General features: G+C 37.7%; 20 protein-coding genes. 18 read left to right on the top strand and 2 right to left on the bottom strand.

The annotated features are described in order from the left end of the window. Nucleotides 1-37 precede the first annotated feature (37 nt). Nucleotides 38-949, top strand: a complete 912-nt coding sequence (locus G610_RS20110; protein ID WP_051197797.1) for a glycosyltransferase family 2 protein — start codon at nt 38-40, stop codon at nt 947-949. On the opposite strand, the gene G610_RS20115 is transcribed toward G610_RS20110, so the two are convergent. Both G610_RS20115 and G610_RS22060 read right to left on the bottom strand, forming a co-directional pair. Continuing rightward, the gene (locus G610_RS20115) at nt 946-1,680 is read right to left on the bottom strand and encodes a family 16 glycosylhydrolase (protein ID WP_081667300.1); all 735 of its coding nucleotides are present in this window, start codon (nt 1,678-1,680) and stop codon (nt 946-948) included. The two genes, G610_RS20110 and G610_RS20115, sit on opposite strands and share 4 nt — an antisense overlap. A 32-nt stretch (nt 1,681-1,712) precedes the next feature. Next, on the bottom strand, nt 1,713-2,642 hold the full coding sequence (locus G610_RS22060) for a glycosyltransferase family 2 protein (protein WP_051197799.1): 930 nt from the start codon (nt 2,640-2,642) through the stop codon (nt 1,713-1,715). A gap of 218 nt (nt 2,643-2,860) precedes the next feature. Between G610_RS22060 and G610_RS20125 the strand changes: the two genes are divergently transcribed. The 17 genes from G610_RS20125 (at nt 2,861) to G610_RS0107215 (ending at nt 19,356) form a co-directional block, all read left to right on the top strand. Then, nucleotides 2,861-3,805, top strand: a complete 945-nt coding sequence (locus G610_RS20125; RefSeq protein WP_051197800.1) for a glycosyltransferase family 2 protein — start codon at nt 2,861-2,863, stop codon at nt 3,803-3,805. Nucleotides 3,806-3,882: 77 nt separating this feature from the next. Next, on the top strand, nt 3,883-5,163 hold the full coding sequence (locus tag G610_RS0107135; protein ID WP_026524240.1) for a CDP-glycerol glycerophosphotransferase family protein: 1,281 nt from the start codon (nt 3,883-3,885) through the stop codon (nt 5,161-5,163). Nucleotides 5,164-5,187: 24 nt separating this feature from the next. Beyond that, complete coding sequence (locus tag G610_RS0107140; RefSeq protein ID WP_026524241.1) at nt 5,188-5,616, top strand: adenylyltransferase/cytidyltransferase family protein; 429 nt, start codon at nt 5,188-5,190, stop codon at nt 5,614-5,616. A gap of 5 nt (nt 5,617-5,621) precedes the next feature. Continuing rightward, nucleotides 5,622-6,575: a glycosyltransferase family 2 protein gene (locus G610_RS22065; protein WP_196809820.1), complete on the top strand. Its 954-nt coding sequence runs from the start codon at nt 5,622-5,624 to the stop codon at nt 6,573-6,575. A gap of 74 nt (nt 6,576-6,649) precedes the next feature. Further along, nucleotides 6,650-7,873, top strand: coding sequence for an ATP-grasp domain-containing protein (locus G610_RS0107150; RefSeq protein WP_026524242.1), 1,224 nt, complete (start codon nt 6,650-6,652; stop codon nt 7,871-7,873). A gap of 21 nt (nt 7,874-7,894) precedes the next feature. Then, complete coding sequence (locus G610_RS0107155) at nt 7,895-8,647, top strand: WbqC family protein (protein ID WP_026524243.1); 753 nt, start codon at nt 7,895-7,897, stop codon at nt 8,645-8,647. Nucleotides 8,648-8,794: 147 nt separating this feature from the next. Next, on the top strand, nt 8,795-8,971 hold the full coding sequence (rpsU, locus tag G610_RS0107160; RefSeq protein WP_022755619.1) for a 30S ribosomal protein S21: 177 nt from the start codon (nt 8,795-8,797) through the stop codon (nt 8,969-8,971). A 56-nt stretch (nt 8,972-9,027) separates the two neighbouring features. Continuing rightward, nucleotides 9,028-9,903 carry a metallophosphoesterase gene (locus G610_RS0107165; protein WP_155830983.1) on the top strand — a complete coding sequence of 292 codons (876 nt, stop codon included), beginning with the start codon at nt 9,028-9,030 and terminating at the stop codon, nt 9,901-9,903. A gap of 40 nt (nt 9,904-9,943) precedes the next feature. Next, nucleotides 9,944-10,693, top strand: coding sequence for a segregation and condensation protein A (locus G610_RS0107170; protein ID WP_026524245.1), 750 nt, complete (start codon nt 9,944-9,946; stop codon nt 10,691-10,693). 28 nt (nt 10,694-10,721) lie between these two features. Further along, on the top strand, nt 10,722-11,291 hold the full coding sequence (gene scpB / locus G610_RS0107175; RefSeq protein ID WP_026524246.1) for an SMC-Scp complex subunit ScpB: 570 nt from the start codon (nt 10,722-10,724) through the stop codon (nt 11,289-11,291). A gap of 141 nt (nt 11,292-11,432) precedes the next feature. Then, entirely contained in the window at nt 11,433-12,863 is a 1,431-nt protein-coding gene (locus G610_RS0107185; RefSeq protein ID WP_026524247.1) for an acyl-CoA carboxylase subunit beta, read from the top strand. Between the two features lie 14 nt (nt 12,864-12,877). Beyond that, nucleotides 12,878-13,720 carry an OadG family protein gene (locus G610_RS22070; protein WP_051197807.1) on the top strand — a complete coding sequence of 281 codons (843 nt, stop codon included), beginning with the start codon at nt 12,878-12,880 and terminating at the stop codon, nt 13,718-13,720. A 31-nt stretch (nt 13,721-13,751) separates the two neighbouring features. Beyond that, a complete protein-coding gene (locus G610_RS0107195; protein WP_026494419.1) occupies nt 13,752-14,120 on the top strand; it encodes a biotin/lipoyl-containing protein in 369 nt (122 codons plus the stop codon). 29 nt (nt 14,121-14,149) lie between these two features. Further along, a complete protein-coding gene (locus G610_RS0107200) occupies nt 14,150-15,301 on the top strand; it encodes a sodium ion-translocating decarboxylase subunit beta (RefSeq protein WP_026494420.1) in 1,152 nt (383 codons plus the stop codon). Between the two features lie 177 nt (nt 15,302-15,478). Further along, nucleotides 15,479-16,879 carry an oxaloacetate decarboxylase subunit alpha gene (locus G610_RS0107205; protein WP_026524248.1) on the top strand — a complete coding sequence of 467 codons (1,401 nt, stop codon included), beginning with the start codon at nt 15,479-15,481 and terminating at the stop codon, nt 16,877-16,879. A 157-nt stretch (nt 16,880-17,036) separates the two neighbouring features. Next, on the top strand, nt 17,037-18,650 hold the full coding sequence (locus G610_RS0107210; protein ID WP_026524249.1) for a CotH kinase family protein: 1,614 nt from the start codon (nt 17,037-17,039) through the stop codon (nt 18,648-18,650). A 19-nt stretch (nt 18,651-18,669) separates the two neighbouring features. Continuing rightward, nucleotides 18,670-19,356, top strand: coding sequence for a polyphosphate polymerase domain-containing protein (locus G610_RS0107215; protein ID WP_026524250.1), 687 nt, complete (start codon nt 18,670-18,672; stop codon nt 19,354-19,356). The last annotated feature ends 8 nt before the right edge of the window (nt 19,357-19,364 follow it).

Genomic DNA, 19,364 nt, shown 5'->3' on the forward strand with positions numbered 1-19,364 from the left:
AAATTTCTATAAGTAAGGAGTGTTTATATTAACCGTTATGATTTCAATAGTAGTACCGGTATACAACGTAGAAAAATACCTAAGAGAATGTCTTGATTCCATACTTGCTCAGACTTATAGGAAATTTGAACTGATACTTATAGATGATGGTTCAAAAGACAGTAGCGGTCATATCTGTGATGAGTATGCGTGCAGAGATAATAGAATAAAGGTTGTTCATCAGGAAAACAGAGGCCTTTCCGGTGCAAGAAATGCTGGACTAACATGGGCAACCGGGGAATATATTATTTTTATTGATTCCGATGATACGATTAACTCTGATTACCTTGAAAAAAGATATTTGACTATTACTGAAGCTAAGGCGGATTTTGTTTTTTCAGATATGGAATCCACAAAGATGGCGCATTCAGATAATCTTCCTGGCAAAGAACTAATCATGGACAGATGGGAGATGGAAAGATGGCTATCAGACCAGATTTCAAGAGAATATATACTTGCTGTTATTGCCTGTAATAAATTATACAGGGCGTCGCTTTTGCAGGGACTTAATTTCTGCGAAGGAAGGCTCCATGAGGATGAGTTTTTTATTAATAATATTTTGTCAAGAATGACAAAAGCTGTTTATATACCGGATAGAGGATATATTTATAGGGACAATGAGCAGAGTATTACAGGCTCTGAGAATATGACAAATGTAAGACATCTCGATGTGCTTGATGCTTATGCAGAGAGAATTCGTATGGCCACAGCTGATGGGGATTATAAATTTGCAAATAAGACTTTATCAAATGCACTTTATAAAGCTTATTCATATTATAAAACAGGCTCAGAAATATCGGAGCCTGCCTTAAAGAGACTTGTGGAATTATTTGATGAATTCTATCAGGTTCTGACATTTAAGCAAAAAATGAAATATAAATCGCTTATTCTACTTGCTAAGTTACATTAGTCATTTTTTTGAATCGTTTTGTCTGGAGCTGTATAAGATATCCAATCGTAATATGCGTAGAGTGGAGTTGTTCCATCATATTCGCCAGCCCACTCCGCATCATCGGTTGGCCAGGCATCCATGGCAATGGGAGCTTCCAATATCGGAATATTTTTATTTGCTTCATAAACAGGCTCATTATCTACATACCAGACTATTGAATCCTTCATCCAGTTGAAGCCGTAGGTGTGGTAGTCTTCAGATGCATCAAAGCCAAGATCATAAAGGTACCTTTCTCCACTAACTCCGTTTGTATAGTAGTTAAATTGAACTTTGGTCGTATCATATCCCAAAAATTCGATATCTATTTCTGTACCGGTATCATCTTCCTTCACATAGTTAAAAAAGGCTGAAACAACACCTGGATTTTTAATAGGACGCATGTTTACTTCGTACATGCCATAGCCAAAGGATTCCTTGCTGAAAACTTCGCCGCCAGTTCTTATATCGCCGTCGCTGTCTACAGAAAGAACTAGTTTTCCGTTTTTATATTTAACATTTTCTGGCTTCCAGATAAGCTTTTCGGATTGCCCGCTTACCCAGTCGGATTTGCGAAAATTATTAAATGATAATATGCTAAAACCATTATGGTAGCTGGATGAATCTGATAAAAAACCATTACCGATATATATAGCACCAATACCACAAAGCGCTATTAGGGCAGTGGCTGGTTTTAAATAGTTTTTGTTCATTCTTTTACCTTTCGTTTAGAAGCTGAATGCTGCTATTTTATGATTAGGCTCGCTAAAATCGGGCAATATTGATATAGGAGTCTCCTTTGTTTTTTGTTCTGACAAGGTGTTGATCCAAGTTCTTTTTGGAGCATTCGAATCTGTTTTCTAAGATTGGATTTATCAGAACTTCCTTTATAGCTGGTTATTAGCGAGTACATACTAAATTCGAGTATATCATTATAATTCTTATCTACAAAATCTGTATTTATGAGCTTTTTGATTGCATTAAATGCAGGTTTATAGATAAACTGGCCATCCTCGAAAAAGTTCTTTGTGGCAGTAGCCTGTGAGCTGTTTTGAATATAATGATATAGTGGTTTTGAAACATAAGCAAAGTTATAATCTGCATGAGAGAAAATTTCTGACTGAAAAAGCAGATCTTCACACATTTTGATTTTTATATTAAAGGCATGTGTTTTAACTATTTTTGCTCTGAATAGTCTTGTAAAAAGAAAACCACGAATATTATCATCAGTAAACATTCCTTCTATTATTTTTGCAGAAGAAATAGGAGAATCATGATTTTCGGAATAAGGTGTTGTAATATCATCCTTATGGGTGAAATATCCGCAGATACATCCGTCGTAAGAACCGCTTGATATTGCATTCATCATTTCGTAGTACATATCAGGCTCAATATAATCATCTGCATCTAGAAAACTGATAAAGTCTCCGGTTGCTTCTCTTATACCAAGATTACGGGCAGCTGATACTCCACCATGCTCTTTTTTTAAATAACGTATATTTGAATTGTTTTGCGCGTAATCTTGTGCAATAGACACAGAGATATCATCGGAACCATCATCAATAAGGAGAATCTCATCAGGTACTAAAATGCCGGTTAGAATACTGTCCAGCATTATTTTTAATGCAGTATTTGAATTATAAAATGGGATGATTGTTGTAATAGTATTATTCATGATTATTTATCACTTTAATAAATTAGTGAGTGCTGATTTAGTTAGCTGCTTTTTATATGTTATTTCTCATCAAGTCAGATTGTCAAGGATGCGACTATATGGGAGCGCTGGTAGTTATTTATGGATTTTATATTGTTAAAATACATAGCAAAGGGTAAAATAAGACCGATTCTCTGAATTATAGAATAAATTATGAAAAATGAGAACCGGAGGCTTGGATGAGTGAATTAATATCCGTTATTATGCCTGTTTATAACTGTGAAAGCAGACTTGGCAGAACACTTGATTCTGTTGTCGGACAAACATATGAAAATATTGAGATTATTTTAGTAGATGATGGTTCTACAGATAAAACTCCAGACATCTGTGACGAATATAAACAAAAATATATGGATAAGATAGTGGTTAAGCATATTAGTAACTCAGGTGTTTCAGTAGCAAGAAACACAGGACTTGATTTAGCTAATGGGAAATATATCGCATGGTGCGATGGCGATGATTTCATGGATCCTGAAATGGTTACGAGATTATATGGGAAAATAAGGGAGTATGATGCCGATATAGTTTGCGAATACTATGTTCTTCTTAAAGATGGCGTAGAAACTCTTCCTACAGTACCGGATAGGGACATTGTTTATGAAGGAGCATCGCATGTAAGAGTATTCGATAATTTCTTTGACAGCATTCATAGGGGCATGACAACTGTTCTGTGGGATAAGTTATATAAAAGAGAAGTCTTCGATAATATGAGATTTAAGCCGGGTGTGACTTATGAAGATAAGAGGCTGATGCATCACATTCTGGATAATGCGGGTAAAATTGTTTATCTTAATTCTTATGGATATACATATTACATAAGCAATGATGGAATTACAGGCACCCGAAGTTTCAAGACTGCCACAGGAGATTATGAAGCGGCAATTGACAGATATGAGTTTATTATAGGGAAAAATGATACCAAATTAAGTTACCTGGTAACATATGATCTTCTTACCCTTATGGTATTTTATTACAGGGAGTGCATTGCCTGGAATGAGAAAGAAAAGGCTTCTGAGGTAAGGCACAAATTCAGAACAATATTTAAACTAAGCAATAAGAATCTGCGATTTAATAGAATTAAGGATAATATAAAGTTCACTTTGTTTTCACTTAATATAATTTGAAAGCGATGAAGCATCCTTTATTCCTTAATAGAAATCATCGAATATGTTGGATAAATTGATAATTGGAGAAATGCTGTATGCAAAGCATAAAAGAAAAACTTCCGCCTTCAATACGAAATGCAGGTAAGGCTGTGAAGTCATTTGGCAGATACTGTAAACTTACTTCCCGTCATAATGAGGGGGTTAAGGCTGTTAACCGAAAGAAGAAGGACAAGAGGACTATGATCTTTCTTGTAAATTTTCCTCAGGCCTGGAGCTCAGTTAAGAGTGTCTATGATGAAGCAAAAAAACAGGAAGATCTCAATGTAATAGTTTTTGCTGTTCCTCAGTATAAAGCCTTCGAAGATGACAGCATAAACATTGCAACAAAATATAACGATTCATATGAATTCTTAAAGATGGAAGGTATAGATGTAGTCAAAGCCAATACAGAGGATGGACATTGGATTGACCTTAGGAAATATGATCCAGATTACGTAATATATATGAGGTCATACAATCAGTATACGCCTAAAATGTACAAGTCTTATAACGTTTGTAGATATGCTAAATGCTTTTATCTTCCGTATGCATATGGGATGTTGGGAGATAAGATGCTTAATATTGTGCTTCCTGAGAACTTTACATACACAATGCATAGAATCTTTTTTGCAAATGAATCCAGAAAAAATGCGTATGCCAAGGAGCAGCCTTTCTATAGAAGGGAGTTTGTAAATAACAGATTAAAGTTTCTTGGATTTTCAAGATTTGATATGTTTAAGAGCTCTGTTGCCAAACGTAATTATGATGAGAGGGAGTATACAGTTGCATGGATGCCAAGATGGGCTACAGATGATAAGCCTGATCAGAAGCCAAGTCATTTTATGACATTCTATAAGGAATTCCTTAATTACTTTTATGAACATACAGATGTTAAGCTGATAATAAGACCTCATCCCTTAATGTTTTCAAGTTATATTTCAAATGGCATTATGACTGAGGAAGAGGTTAATTCTTTTAAAAAGAAATGCAAAGAAGCATCGAATATTGAGATAGATGAAAGAAAAGATTATTCTGTAACACTTGAAGAAGCAGATCTTTTGATAGCTGATTACACGTCACTTATTGCTGAATTTTATATTATGGGTAAGCCTATTATATATTGTGATACGGCAGATAATCTTAATGAAGAAGGTAATAAGATCTGTGCAACTACATATAATGCGGATGACTTTGGCGAGATTGTTAAGTACATTGAACTTTTGAAATCTGGTCATGATAGTAAGCAGACGATCAGGAATAATGTTATAAAAGAACTTCTTCCCGGAAAAACCGGGGAGATTGGTAAGGCAATTTTTGAGGAAATTATAAATAGCTGATTTAAGAGAGGAAATGGAATAACAATGAAGCAATATAAGATTGGTTATACTCAGGGAGTTTTTGATATGTTCCATATCGGACATCTGAATCTGATAAACCATGCAAAAGAATTCTGTGATTTCCTAATTGTAGGCGTAAACTCTGACAAACTGGTTGAAGAATATAAGAAAAAAAGAACTGTGATCAACCAGGAAGAAAGGGCAATAATAGTTGCTAACCTGAAAGCTGTTGATGAGGTTATTATTGTAAACTCTCTAGATAAAGAAGAGATACTTAAGGGTATTCATTTTGATGCAGTATTTATTGGCGATGACTGGAAAGGAAGCCCTCGATGGAATGCTACAGAAGAAGCCCTAGCAAAACATGGGGTTGATGTTATTTATCTGAAACATACGGATGGAATAAGTAGTACTATACTCAGAGTTCTTGAAGAAAACTCGATAAAGGATTGATGAAAATGAGTATAAAAGTAAGTGTAATTGTAGCAACATACAATCAGGAGAAATATATAAGACATACTCTTGAGAGTATTGTGGCTCAAAAAACGAATTTTGCTTTTGAGGTTTTGGTTGGTGATGACTGTTCAACTGATGGAACAGCAGAGATTGTTAATGAGTTTGCAGAAAAATATCCGGATATCATAATTCCATATTTAAGAGAAAAAAATCTGGGTATATATGGTAATATTCCTGAACTATTGACTCATGCAAAGGGAGAATTTATAGCGATTATAGAAGGCGATGACTATTGGATAGATGATTATAAGCTTCAAAAACAAGCGGACTTTCTTGATAAGAACAAAGATTATAATGCATGTTATGGAAAGTGTATTATCGTAGATGATGATGAAGTTCGCCATCCCGAAATAGAGGCATATAACATATTTAAATCTGATCTCGGAGACTATACAATTGAAGAATTTGAAAAGTATATTCTTCCCGGTCAGACTGCCACATCCATGTTTAGAGTTCTGGATTATACAGAAATAATGAATAAATTTCAGAAAGCAAATGTTGATGTGAGTAGAATGGCAGACATTGATATGGTTCTATGTATGCTGGGTTGCGGGAAAACATATAATTTCGGAGAAGAGTTTGCTGCTTACCGAAGAATGATGAATATTGAGAGTGGATCATGGTCTTCTCAAAATGATTATTATAGTTTGAAAAACTTAATGCAGTATCTTGATGGCTTGAAAAGGATGGAAAAGATGGCTGCAGCTCTGGAACTTAAGCTTAACTTTGATTCCAGAAGAGATTATGAGTTGGATAAGCTATACAAAAACCTGAATTTGTTTTCAAGGGAAGAAATAAAAGCGATTAAAGAAAAACTCAAGGCTGATTACAATGCACCTTCAGGTTTCTATATTAGTAATTTTAAACTATGGATTAAATCAGTGATGATGGATTAAAAGATTCATAGAAGCAAAATAAAATTCTTAAAATAACAAGTTGGAAATGCTTTTTACATGATTAGAGGTATATATTGGATAAGATTTTGTTTTTAGGAGATAACGTACATACTGCACAATTGATATTAGCTGCTAGAAATAAAGGTATATATACCATAATAACTGATAATAGAGCTGCTGAAGAATCAAAATCGAAACAACTGGCTGACGAGTGCTGGGATATAAGCGTTATGGATTTTGATGCATTAGAAAAAAGGTCAAAGGATGTTGGAATAAATGGTATATCATGTGGTGCAAGCGAAGTATGTTCAGGAGCAGTTCGAGAATTATGTAGACGCTTAAATCTTCCATTCTGGGTTGGAGATAAGGCATGGGAATACACCAATGATAAGAGAAAATTTAAAGAGATATGCAAGGAGTGTGGTCTGCCGGTTGCTAAAGACTATAAACTGAATATTGATTTCAATGAAAAAGATTTCTCAGAAATAGAATATCCGGTTGTTGTAAAACCGGTAGATAGTTGTTCCAGTATTGGAATGCATATATGTTCGAACAAAGAAGAATTAGTAGATGGATATAGAGATGCATACTCGAAGTCCATGTCGAAAAAAGTAATTGTTGAGAAATATATTTCAGGATTGCAGGTGAGCTTGATATATCTCTTTTCGAAAGGAAGACCGATTTTCTTTACCGCATTCGATTCATATGGAGATCAACTTGATAGACACCCAATGATCTTTGGGGCTAATCCGACATCATATTCCAGAAAGCTGCAAGATGAATGGGAAATACCTTTGCAAATGCTATTTCAAAAGTTGGAATGTAATAGTGGTATAGGATTTGTACAAATACTTGCTAATGATGATGAAGCTGCAGTTATGGAGATGAATTACAGACTTCCCGGTAGTCATTTTATAAATGAATTAATCTTGCATGAACATATGATTAGAAGCTCATTAAGCAGAGATGTAGAATATGATATTAAGGCTTTAACTAATAATGAAAAGAATAATCAATCGTTTATTTATTTTATATGGTTAAAACCCGGAAAAATAGGCTGTATTGATGGGATAGATATAATTTGTGAGAATATTCCGGTAATTGAAATGAATGACATTAAGAAAGTCGGGGATATAATACAGGATAATAGCGGTATGAGACAGATATTAACCGGAATAGTATTTTCATCAGAAAAGCGTAACGTTGCTGGTAAAATTGATTTTATAAATAAGCACATTAAAGTTGAAGATGAGCTGGGTAATGATATGGTTTATAGATATGAATATAAAGAGTTTTGATTGATCAAGAGGTGTTGCTTTATGAAAGTTGGAGTAATGCAGCCATATTTTTTTCCGTACATTGGATATTGGCAATTGATGAATGTAGTCGATGAATATGTTATTGTAGATGACATAAATTATATTAAAAACGGATATATAAATAGGAATTCCATACTATATGATGGTGAATCGCTAAAATTTGGGATTCCGTTGAGAAAGGCATCTCAAAACAAATATATATGTGACCATGAACATGGGCTTGATAATGATGGTGTTAACAAATTGCTAAAAACATTGAAAACCAGCTATGCGAAGGCTCCATATTTTGAGAATACCTATAATCATGTTGCAAAAATTCTGGAATTTGGGTTGACTGATGATGGACGCAATCTTGCGGATTTTCTTGAGAATTCGATTCGCTGTACAGCTTCTAAACTTGGCATTACAACACCTATATTAAGATCGTCAACACAAGCCAAATTGGATGCAGAATATAAGAGAGAATATAAGGTTGTTGCTTATTGTAAACAGAGAAATGCTGATGAATACTATAATGCCATAGGTGGAACAAAGCTTTATTTCCAGAAATTTTTTGAAGAGAATGGCATTTCGTTGAGCTTTGTTAAGACAAATGAGAACCTATCATATAAGCAGTTTACAGATAATTTTGTGCCAAATTTGTCTATTATAGATGTAATGATGTTCTGTTCGCCGGAGCAGATCAGTGATTTACTGACACAGTTCACTTTGGTAAAGGGGTATTATTCACCTGAAGATATACCGGCCGATTAGAGAATTCAATAAAATGTTAAATTCTTCTTGACGCCACAGAAATATATGATATAATTTGTAATGTTATGTGGGCATTAGCCTAAAACAACATAGCAAATAACCCTGAACCCCGTTAAGGAAGGGTCTGAAGGGAGGGTAAGAGTAGAGATGTCAACAGTAATAGTTAAAGAAAACGAGACTTTAGACAGCGCGCTTCGTCGCTTTAAGAGAAGCTGTGCAAAGGCTGGTATCCAGCAGGAGATTCGTAAAAGAGAACATTACGAGAAGCCAAGCGTAAAGCGTAAGAAGAAGTCTGAAGCAGCAAGAAAACGTAAATATAATTAATCAAAATTGAGAAGTCCTTGGTTATTTTTAATCAAGGACTTTTTTATCGGAATCTTATGACAATAAAAATTATACTTATTGCGCTGCTACTGATAATTGCCGCAGTAATAGCAATCATATACCACGATATGACTCATTTTGTGGTAAGAGAATATGAAATTCATTCGGATAAAATTGAAAAAGATGCTGTTTTCTGTTTGCTTTCCGATCTCCATGAGAAGGATTATGGGGATGGTAACAGAGCATTAATTGAGGCAATAGACTCAGCTCATCCGGATATGGTTCTGATGGCAGGAGATATGATAACCGGTCAGAATTCGCATCATAAACTCAATCCTGAGCCTGTTTTGTCTATTATTCGCAAGATAGTAGATAAATATCCTGTTTATGCGGCTAACGGTAATCATGAGTATAAGACCTGGGCTATAGGAGGCGAGGGAGAAGAAGCTTATCTGAATTATGAAAAGGTGCTGACAGATCTTGGCGTTGTGCTTCTTAGAAATACAGGCACTTATCTTGAAGAATACAATATGGAGATACATGGTCTTGAGACCAGCTATGAGTACTTTAAGAAGTTCTTTAAGGCCCAAATGGATGTTGACTATATTAATGGATTTTTCGGAGTGCCCTGCAGCGAGAGATATCAGCTTTTGATTGCTCATAATCCCATTTATTTTGAAGAATATTGTAAGTGGGGTGCTGATCTTACGGTTTCGGGACATGTTCATGGTGGGATAGCGAGACTTCCGTTTCTTGGCGGAGTGTTATCGCCGGCACTTATGCTTTTTCCTAAGTATGATGGCGGACTTTTTAAGAATGGTGATAAATACATGGTTCTTAGCCGTGGGCTTGGAATGCACACTGTTCCTATAAGATTTAATAATCCGGGTGAATTGTGCGTTATAAGAGTTAAGTCAGATAAGAAAAGCTGATGCGTATTACCTGAAAATATGATTTTTTTGTGAGGAGTATATGGCACTGGAAGTAAAGCTGCAGGCCTTTGAGGGACCACTTGACCTGCTGCTTCATCTAATAGATAAAAACAAAATAGACATCTATGATATACCAATAGCGGTTATTACAGAACAATATATGGAATATATCAGAGCCATGCAAAAGGATGACATGGAAGTTACCAGTGAATTCCTTGTTATGGCTGCCACTCTTGTGGATATTAAATGCAAGATGCTTCTGCCCAAAGAGGTTAACGAAGAGGGCGAAGAAGAGGATCCAAGAGCAGAGCTTGTTGAGAAGCTTCTTGAATACAAGATGTACAAGTTCATGGCGGATGAACTCAGAGAGAGGCAGATGGATGCGGATACTCATCTTTACAGGAAGAAGAATATTCCGGATGAAGTAATGACCTATGAGGAACCACTTGATTATGAGCAGCTCATCGGAGATGCTAATCTTGCCAAACTCAACAGTATTTTCCAGGCTCTACTTAAGAGGCAGGAGGATAAGGTTGACCCTATAAGAAGTAAATTCGGTAAGATTGAGAAGGAAGCTGTTGATATCGACCAGAAGACTGAATATGTAAAGAACTTTATCAGAGAACACAATAGATTCAGCTTCAGAGCGCTTCTTGAGAAGCAGCACAGTAAGGTTGAGATTATCGTTACCTTTATGGTTATTCTTGAAGCCATGAAAACAGGTGAACTGACAATTGAGCAGGAAGAAAACTTTGGTGAGATCATGATATCGTCGAATGTGTACGGCTAACCGCCAAATAAAACTGAGGGAGTAAGTTATGACAAAAGAACAGGGAGCTGCTGCGATTGAGGCAATCCTTTTTGCTATGGGTGATTCTGTCAGTGTTTCTGCATTATGTAATGCAACTGATCAGGATCTTGCTGATGTCAGAGAGCAGATCAAATATCTTAAGGAAAAATATGGCAGGGAAGAGAGCGGAATAGGCCTTATCGAGCTTGAAGATTCTTTCCAACTCTGTACCAAAAGCGAGATGTATGAGTATCTTATAAAGGTGGCAAAGACACCTAAGAAGGTTGTTCTTACAGATGCTCTTATGGAAACACTTTCGATTATTGCTTATAAACAACCAATTACTCGTCTTGATGTGGAGAGAATAAGAGGTGTAAACAGTGATCATGCGGTAAACCGTCTTGTTGAGTTTAATCTCGTGCAGGAGCTTGGACGACTTGATGCTCCGGGAAGACCTCTTCTTTTTGGCACAACGGAGCAATTTCTTCGAAGCTTTGGTGTTAAATCTCTTGATGAACTTCCTACCCTTGATGCAGTTCGTGTAGAGGAGTTTAAACAGGAAGCTGAGCAGGAGATAAGTGTAAAGCTTGATATCTGACAAAAAAGTAACAAAAATCTGTGAAATTAGCATAAAATCGGGATTTGGAGTATTCTCCAAGTCCTTTTTTTATGCTATACTATATTCTGACGTGTTTTTGATTTACGTTAAGTTATTTAAATATATTACGGAGGTGAAGAAATGAGTAGTTCTTCTCAGGCAAGCCAGAGAATAGTTTCTCTGCTTGATGAAAACAGTTTCGTTGAGATTGGTGCTCTTGTAAAAGCAAGAAACACTGATTTCAATCTGAAGCAGTCAGAGACACCCTCAGATGGTGTGGTTACCGGCTATGGTCTTGTAGACGGTAAGCTCGTCTATGTTTATGCACAGGACGCATCAGTTCTCGGTGGATCTGTTGGTGAGATGCATGCAAAGAAAATTGCTGGTCTCTATGATTTAGCTCTTAAGATGGGAGCACCTGTTATCGGTCTTATCGATTCTGCAGGACTTCGTCTTCAGGAGGCAACAGATGCGCTTAATGCATTCGGTGAGATTTATCGTAAACAGATCGATGCATCAGGTGTGGTTCCGCAGATCACAGCCGTTCTTGGCTCATGTGGCGGCGGCCTTGCACTTTTCCCTGAAGTAACAGACTTTACATTCATGGAAGAGAAAAAAGCAAAGCTGTTTGTAAACTCACCTAATAGCATTCCGGGAAACAGCAAGGAAAAATGCGATACTTCTTCTGCTAAGTGGCAGAGTGAAGAGGTTGGCAGTGTTGATGTAACAGGTGATGAGGAGACTATTTTTGCTCAGATCCGCGAGCTCGTTTCACTCCTTCCTTCCAATAATGAAGATAATGATTCAATTGATGAGTGTGCAGATGATCTTAACCGTGCTTGTGAGAATCTCGACGGTTCTGTAGAAGATCCTGCTCTTATCTTTAGCCAGATCGCAGACAATGGCGTTTTCTTTGAGACAAAGAGAGAATATGCCAAGGATATGGTTACAGGATTCATCAAGCTTGGCGGCGCAACTGTAGGTGTATTCGCTAACAGAAGTGTTGTTTATGATGAAAAGGGCGAAGCTGCTCAGAAGTTTGACGGATCACTCACAGCTCATGCTTGTGGCAAGGCTGCAGATCTCGTTAATTTCTGTGATGCTTTTGATATCCCCGTACTTTCATTCACAAATGTAGCAGGTTTTGGCGCTACAAAGTGTGATGAGAGACACGTTGCTAAGAATGCAGGTAAGCTTGTTGCAGCACTTGCAAACGCTACAGTTCCCAAGGTAAATGTAATCACAGGTAAGGCTTTTGGAAGTGCTTATGTGATCATGAACTCCAAGGCTGTTGGTGCTGACATGACTTTCTGCTGGGAAGATGCAGAGATTGGCACAATGGAGGCTTCACTTGCTGCTAAGATCATCGCTGATGGTAAGGATGCAGCTACAGTTGCTGACACAGCAGCTGCTTATGAGAAGCTTCAGAATAATGCTGAGAGTGCAGCGGCAAGAGGATATGTAGATACTATCATTAGTGCAGCTGATACAAGAAAGTATGTTATCGGAGCATTTGACATGCTTTACAGTAAGCGCGATGAGCGTCCTGCTAAGAAGCATACGACAGTATAAGGAGGTAGCGAATCTTGAAGCATAAGATATTTGCTTTAGGTGTAACGCTGATCTGCATACTTGGGCTTACAGCATGTGGCGAGACCGTTCAGAAAAATACGGTGGCCGGCAGTAGATATGACGCAGAGACATTCACTATGGATACTCTCTCAAGTATTGCTGACACCATAGAGGATGGATGGTTTGAGGCATGGTATTTAGACGGTGTAACACCTGATAATTTTGAAGACAGAATGTTTGATGATATAACCAGCATGTTTGATGAAGAGACTTACGACATCATCAAGGCAGGTTATAGAAACTGGTTCGACGCAGTTGATGAACTCGGCTATCACGATATGGGAAGCCTTGCTGATGATATCAGTGTTAAGAGCACAGAGTTCTATGTAAACAAGGAAGGGAAGCTTTTTGTAGACTCTATCATAGAGGGTACAGGTCCTAACGCTCATACAGCGATCCTTGAGTACAGCCTGGACAGGAACCTCAATCCTACACTTATTTCAGTCAATGTAAATCATACACTTGGCGAGAAGCTTAAGAGTGCAGGACTTAATACACTTCTTGGAATGGGAATGGCTTTTACTGTTCTTATAATAATCGCAATAGTTATTTCCTTATTCCCGCTTATCGGTAAGATCGGTGAGAAGAAGCCTGAGACTGACAAAGAGATTACTCAGAAGTCAATGGAAAATGTAACCGCTCAGATCGCTGATAAGGAAGAAGAGCTTTCTGATGATTCAGAACTCGTAGCAGTTATTGCAGCAGCCATTGCTGCTTATGAAGGCAGCGGATCAGCGGATGGATACGTTGTAAGATCTATTCGCAAGAGACCCACTGGGAATTGGAAAAAAGCATAAGGATTTAGCTAATTTTAGGAGGATATAAATAATGAAAAACTATACAATTACCGTTAACGGAAACGTATATGACGTAACAGTAGAAGAGGGTGCAGGCGGAGCAGCTCCTGCAGCAGCACCCAGAGCAGCAGCTCCTGCTCCTAAGGCTCCCGCAGCTCCCGCTAAGAAGGCATCTGCAGGTGCAGGCGGCGTTAAGGTAACAGCCGGTGCAGCAGGTAAGGTTCTTAAGATTGATGCAAGTGTTGGCCAGGCTGTAAAGAAGGGCGACACAGTTATTACTATGGAGTCCATGAAGATGGAGATTCCTATGGTTGCTCCTCAGGATGGAACAATCGCAAGTATCGACGTTGCAGTTGGCGATCAGGTTGAAGCCGGTGGCGTTCTCGCAACAATGAACTAAGAAAAAGGAGACTAAACGGAGGTCGTTAAATGGATTACATTGCTAACACATTATCGAATCTCTGGCAACAGACAGCGTTTACAACTATGACACCCGGCAACTACATAATGGTTGTTGTAGCGCTTATCTTTATGTATCTTGCTATTGCCAAAGGATTCGAGCCGCTTCTTTTGGTGCCTATTTCTTTCGGTATGTTACTTGTTAATATCTATCCTGATATTATGGTTTCAATCGAGAATTCATCAAATGGCGTAGGCGGTCTTTTGTATTATTTCTACTTACTTGATGAGTGGGCTATAATGCCTTCACTTATCTTCATGGGTGTAGGTGCAATGACGGACTTTGGTCCCCTTATTGCGAACCCTAAGAGCTTCCTGATGGGAGCAGCTGCTCAGTTTGGTATCTTTTCAGCTTACTTCATGGCTATTGCCATGGGCTTCAATGATCAGCAGGCTGCAGCTATCTCTATCATCGGTGGAGCAGATGGACCGACATCCATCTTCCTTGCTACAAAGCTTAACCAGACCACAATTCTCGGACCTATCGCGGTTGCTGCATATTCGTACATGTCACTTGTACCGATTATCCAGCCCCCGATCATGAAGCTTCTTACAACGGATAAAGAGAGAAAGATCCGTATGCAGCAGCTTCGTCCGGTATCCAAGCTTGAGAAGATTCTTTTCCCGATAGTTGTTACTATCGTTGTAAGTATGATTCTTCCTACAACAGCTCCTCTTATTGGTATGCTTATGCTTGGTAACCTCTTCAGAGAGAGTGGCGTTGTTCGTCAGCTTCAGGAGACAGCATCTAATGCACTTATGTATATCGTAGTTATCATGCTCGGTACATCTGTAGGTGCAACAACAAGTGCTGAGGCATTCCTTAACATCACAACAATCAAGATCGTTGTTCTCGGTCTTATTGCCTTTGTTATCGGAACTGCGGCAGGATGTCTGTTTGGTAAGCTTATGTGCGTTATCACAGGCGGAAAGGTTAATCCTCTTATCGGATCAGCCGGAGTATCCGCAGTACCTATGGCAGCCAGAGTTTCACAGAAAGTCGGTGCTGAGTACGATCCCAGTAACTTCCTTCTGATGCATGCTATGGGTCCTAACGTTGCAGGTGTAGTTGGTACTGCAGTCGTTGCAGGAACATTTATGGCTGTATTTGGAGTTTTCTGATTGATTATTGTTATCAAGCACATATGAAATGTGCTTGCACAATTTCATATGTATTTGATAACTAAACAAACATGAGCAAGTAATGCGATAGCATGGATTGCGAATGCTTGTAGGATTTCGAGAGTGCGTAGCACGAAGAAATCCGTGAATCAATAATATAATAAAGGAGAAAAAATTATGGCAAAGCCAGTTAAGATTACAGAGACAGTTCTGCGTGATGCACATCAGTCACTTATTGCCACCAGAATGCCTACAGAACAGATGCTTCCCATTATCCCTACAATGGATAAAATTGGCTACAACTCAGTAGAGTGCTGGGGAGGCGCAACATTCGATGCTTCCATGAGATTCCTTAAAGAAGATCCCTGGGAGAGACTTCGTAAACTCAGAGATGGTTTCAAGAATACCAAGCTTCAGATGCTTCTTCGTGGACAGAATATTCTTGGATACAAGCACTATCCTGATGATGTAGTTGAGTATTTTGTTCAGAAGTCAATTGCAAATGGTATTGATATCATTCGTATTTTCGACTGTCTGAATGACCTTAGAAACCTTGAGACATCTGTAAAGGCTACCAAGAAAGAGGGCGGACATGCTCAGATCGCTCTTGCATATACACTTGGTGATGCATATACAGAAGAGTATTGGATGAACATTGCCAAGGATATCGAGTCAATGGGCGCTGATTCAATCTGTATCAAGGATATGGCAGGACTTCTTCTTCCCTATGAGGCAGAGAAGCTTGTTAAAGCTCTTAAGAGCGCTACATCACTTCCTATTGATCTTCATACACACTACACCTCAGGTGTTGCAAGCATGACATACATGAAGGCTGCTGAGGCGGGCGTTGATATTATCGACTGTGCTATTTCACCTTTTGCTCTTGGTACTTCACAGCCTGCTACAGAGGTTATGGTTGAAGCCTTCAAGGGACAGGAATTCGATACAGGTCTTGATCAGAAGCTTCTTGCTGAGATCGCTGATTACTTCAGACCTTACAGAGAAGAGTGCCTTGCCAGCGGACTTATGGATGCTAAGGTTCTTGGTGTTAACATCAAGACTCTTATGTATCAGGTTCCCGGCGGTATGCTTTCCAACATGGTTAGCCAGCTGAAGGAACAGAATGCAAGCGATAAGTACAATACAGTACTTGAGGAGATTCCTCAGGTTCGTAAGGACTTTGGTGAGCCTCCGCTTGTTACACCTTCTTCACAGATCGTTGGTACTCAGGCTGTTATGAACGTACTTATGGGTGAGAGATATAAGGTTGCTACCGACCAGACAAAGGATCTCCTTGCCGGTGAGTATGGTAAGACAATCAAACCCTTCAATCCTGAAGTTCAGAAGAAGATCATCGGCGACAGAGAAGTTATTACCTGCAGACCTGCAGATAAGCTTGCGCCCGGACTTCCTAAGTTTGAGGAAGAGGTTAAGCCTTGGAAGCAGCAGGATGAGGATGTTCTTTCCTATGCATTGTTCCCTCAGGTTGCTACTGATTTCTTCAAATATCGTATGGCACAGCAGGAAAAAGTGGATATGTCAGAAGCTGACACTAAGAACGGGGCATATCCGGCATAAATATTTTTATAATATTGTTAATATATGGGTCTACCGCATAAACTGCGGTAGACCTTTTGCGTTATGACATTTTGATCAGTAATTTTATACTTTCGTTTATAAGACTTTCGTGTTAAAATTCAACACGTTGATGATTGTATAAGAGGGAAGTGCTCAAGTGGAAAGATTCATAAAAAAGTACATCTATTTAATAATTCTTTTTGTTATATCTTTGCCAATTCTATTTTTGATATGGAGATATAGTGATGATTCCCAAATATCATTTTCGGTAACTATGTCATCGGGTAACAAAACTACAATTCAGTCGTTCAAACATAAATGGTCTGTTTATCTTTTTGTTCCTGGTAATGCTGAACTTGAAACGCTGATTTTGGATTCTCCCCAAATACTTATTGATGGAAATGAATATACATCGGGGGATTCATTATCAGAAATTAGCTTAGATGAAAGGCATTCAATTACTTTTAACAGGAAAAAGCTTGATTTTTATATAATGCAGGGCTCTCAGATTCCTTCAATATTTATTACTACTGCCACAGGCAGTATGAACGAAGTGTACAATGATAAAAATCATAAAGAACCTGTTGCTGTTACTATTTTTGATAAAGGTGGCAAAATCGATTATTTTGATAACAAAGCATACATAAAAGGACGCGGTAATACCACATGGGATTGGACATGGACTGATCAAAAGCCGTTTTCACTAATTTTTAACGAAGAGACATCCGTTCTTGGGCTTTCAAAAGCTGATAGAATAGCTCTTATTGCTAATCAGGCAGATGTAACTAATATTAGAAACAAAAGTGTTTTGAATATTGCAAAAAGGCTTGAGCCAAAGTGGTCTCCTTCATCTGAGTTCGCAGAGCTATATGTTGATGGCGAATATTTAGGAATATATCTTGCATGTGATAAAATTGAGAACTCAGATAGTAAGGTGGTTTTAAATACAAATAATGATTATTTGCTTCAAGCGACGGCTAGAGGGGATGAAAAAGAAACATCGGTATTCACTGAGTCCGGACAATGCTTTTTTGTTAAATCCGGTAATATGAGTGATTTGTCATTAGCATCTATAACTGAAACTCTAAATAAAATAGAGGATGGGCTGAACTCTAATATTGTTCCTGATCAGCTTGATATGGAGTCCTTTGCGAGAAAATACTTTATAGAGCAGATTGCATGCAATACAGATATTAACTCATTATATTTTTATTATAAAGATGGGAGATTGTATTCAGGCCCTGTATGGGACTATGATTTGGCTGCAAACAGATCATGTGCTGAGGCCGTATACTCTCTTAGGCGTTTTTCTTGGTATGATGGAGTTTTTGAAAATTCAGCAGTTAGAGATTATCTTATAACAGCATATTCTGATAAATATAAAGATATAGCATATGATTATATAGATGAAGTGATAAAACTGGAGAATGAGATTTATAAATCCAATAGAATGAATGCAATGAGATGGGTAAGTATGTACCATTACACAGATATTGATGCAGAGTATCAGAAATTAAATGATATCTATTTAAGACATGCAGAATATCTGGATAAGGCATTTATTGATAATTCTGGAGGAAATATACTAAGGGTGCTTTTTGAAGGGGAGGATCTTGACTACCTGTATTTTGCAGATGAAAAAGGTAATATAGATTTTCCTGAGGATAGTGTTATTTTTGATTTTGATACATGGATAAATGCATCAGATGGAAGCAACTTTAATCCAGATTCAAGATTAACTCAAAATGTTTCAATCTATAAAGGCAATTGAACTATAGGAGAGCCAAAGAATGTCAGATAAATTCAGACATGAATATAAATACCTGGTATCTGATCAGCAAATAGTTCTTTTACAACAGCGGTTAAAATTTTTGATTCCTTTCGATTCACATGCATCGGAGGATGGAATATATAGTATTCGTTCGTTGTATTTTGATGACTATAATGATCGATGTTTAAAAGAAAATATTGCCGGTGTTGCTCCGCGAGAGAAATTCAGAATACGCATATATAATTGTGATTCAACTCGAATAACTCTTGAGTGCAAAAGGAAAGAGCATGATAAAGTTCAGAAAAAATCATGTCCACTTACAATTGAACAATGTGTAAAACTCATGAACGGAGAAGTATTAACGGATTTAGGAAGTCAGCCTACTGTTCTAAAGAAATTGACACTTGAGATGATGACTCATATGATGCAGCCTAAGATAATAGTGGGATACGACAGAATGCCTTATGTCAACAGGCTTGGGAATGTCAGAGTTACTCTTGATATGAATCTATATTCATCAAAAGATATTAGAAGATTCCTTGAAGAAGATATATCCAAGCGCCCGGTTATGCCTAAAGGTCAGCATCTGATGGAAGTAAAGTGGGATGAATTCATACCGGATACTATATTTCGGGCGTGTCAGCTTGAAAATCTTCGGCAGACTGCTTATAGCAAATATTCGTTATGTAGAAAATATAAATTGTAGGAGGATTG

This window comes from Butyrivibrio sp. MB2005, assembly GCF_000424285.1.
Taxonomy (GTDB): Bacteria; Bacillota; Clostridia; order Lachnospirales; family Lachnospiraceae; genus Butyrivibrio.

What these genes read in the sequence shown, in the direction of transcription:
- G610_RS20110 (WP_051197797.1), top strand. Translation starts at nt 38, where the DNA reads ATGATTTCAATAGTAGTACCGGTATACAACGTAGAAAAATACCTAAGA.
- G610_RS20115 (WP_081667300.1), bottom strand. Translation starts at nt 1,680, where the DNA reads ATGAACAAAAACTATTTAAAACCAGCCACTGCCCTAATAGCGCTTTGT.
- G610_RS22060 (WP_051197799.1), bottom strand. Translation starts at nt 2,642, where the DNA reads ATGAATAATACTATTACAACAATCATCCCATTTTATAATTCAAATACT.
- G610_RS20125 (WP_051197800.1), top strand. Translation starts at nt 2,861, where the DNA reads ATGAGTGAATTAATATCCGTTATTATGCCTGTTTATAACTGTGAAAGC.
- G610_RS0107135 (WP_026524240.1), top strand. Translation starts at nt 3,883, where the DNA reads ATGCAAAGCATAAAAGAAAAACTTCCGCCTTCAATACGAAATGCAGGT.
- G610_RS0107140 (WP_026524241.1), top strand. Translation starts at nt 5,188, where the DNA reads ATGAAGCAATATAAGATTGGTTATACTCAGGGAGTTTTTGATATGTTC.
- G610_RS22065 (WP_196809820.1), top strand. Translation starts at nt 5,622, where the DNA reads ATGAGTATAAAAGTAAGTGTAATTGTAGCAACATACAATCAGGAGAAA.
- G610_RS0107155 (WP_026524243.1), top strand. Translation starts at nt 7,895, where the DNA reads ATGAAAGTTGGAGTAATGCAGCCATATTTTTTTCCGTACATTGGATAT.
- rpsU (WP_022755619.1), top strand. Translation starts at nt 8,795, where the DNA reads ATGTCAACAGTAATAGTTAAAGAAAACGAGACTTTAGACAGCGCGCTT.
- G610_RS0107165 (WP_155830983.1), top strand. Translation starts at nt 9,028, where the DNA reads ATGACAATAAAAATTATACTTATTGCGCTGCTACTGATAATTGCCGCA.
- G610_RS0107170 (WP_026524245.1), top strand. Translation starts at nt 9,944, where the DNA reads ATGGCACTGGAAGTAAAGCTGCAGGCCTTTGAGGGACCACTTGACCTG.
- scpB (WP_026524246.1), top strand. Translation starts at nt 10,722, where the DNA reads ATGACAAAAGAACAGGGAGCTGCTGCGATTGAGGCAATCCTTTTTGCT.
- G610_RS0107185 (WP_026524247.1), top strand. Translation starts at nt 11,433, where the DNA reads ATGAGTAGTTCTTCTCAGGCAAGCCAGAGAATAGTTTCTCTGCTTGAT.
- G610_RS0107195 (WP_026494419.1), top strand. Translation starts at nt 13,752, where the DNA reads ATGAAAAACTATACAATTACCGTTAACGGAAACGTATATGACGTAACA.
- G610_RS0107200 (WP_026494420.1), top strand. Translation starts at nt 14,150, where the DNA reads ATGGATTACATTGCTAACACATTATCGAATCTCTGGCAACAGACAGCG.
- G610_RS0107205 (WP_026524248.1), top strand. Translation starts at nt 15,479, where the DNA reads ATGGCAAAGCCAGTTAAGATTACAGAGACAGTTCTGCGTGATGCACAT.
- G610_RS0107215 (WP_026524250.1), top strand. Translation starts at nt 18,670, where the DNA reads ATGTCAGATAAATTCAGACATGAATATAAATACCTGGTATCTGATCAG.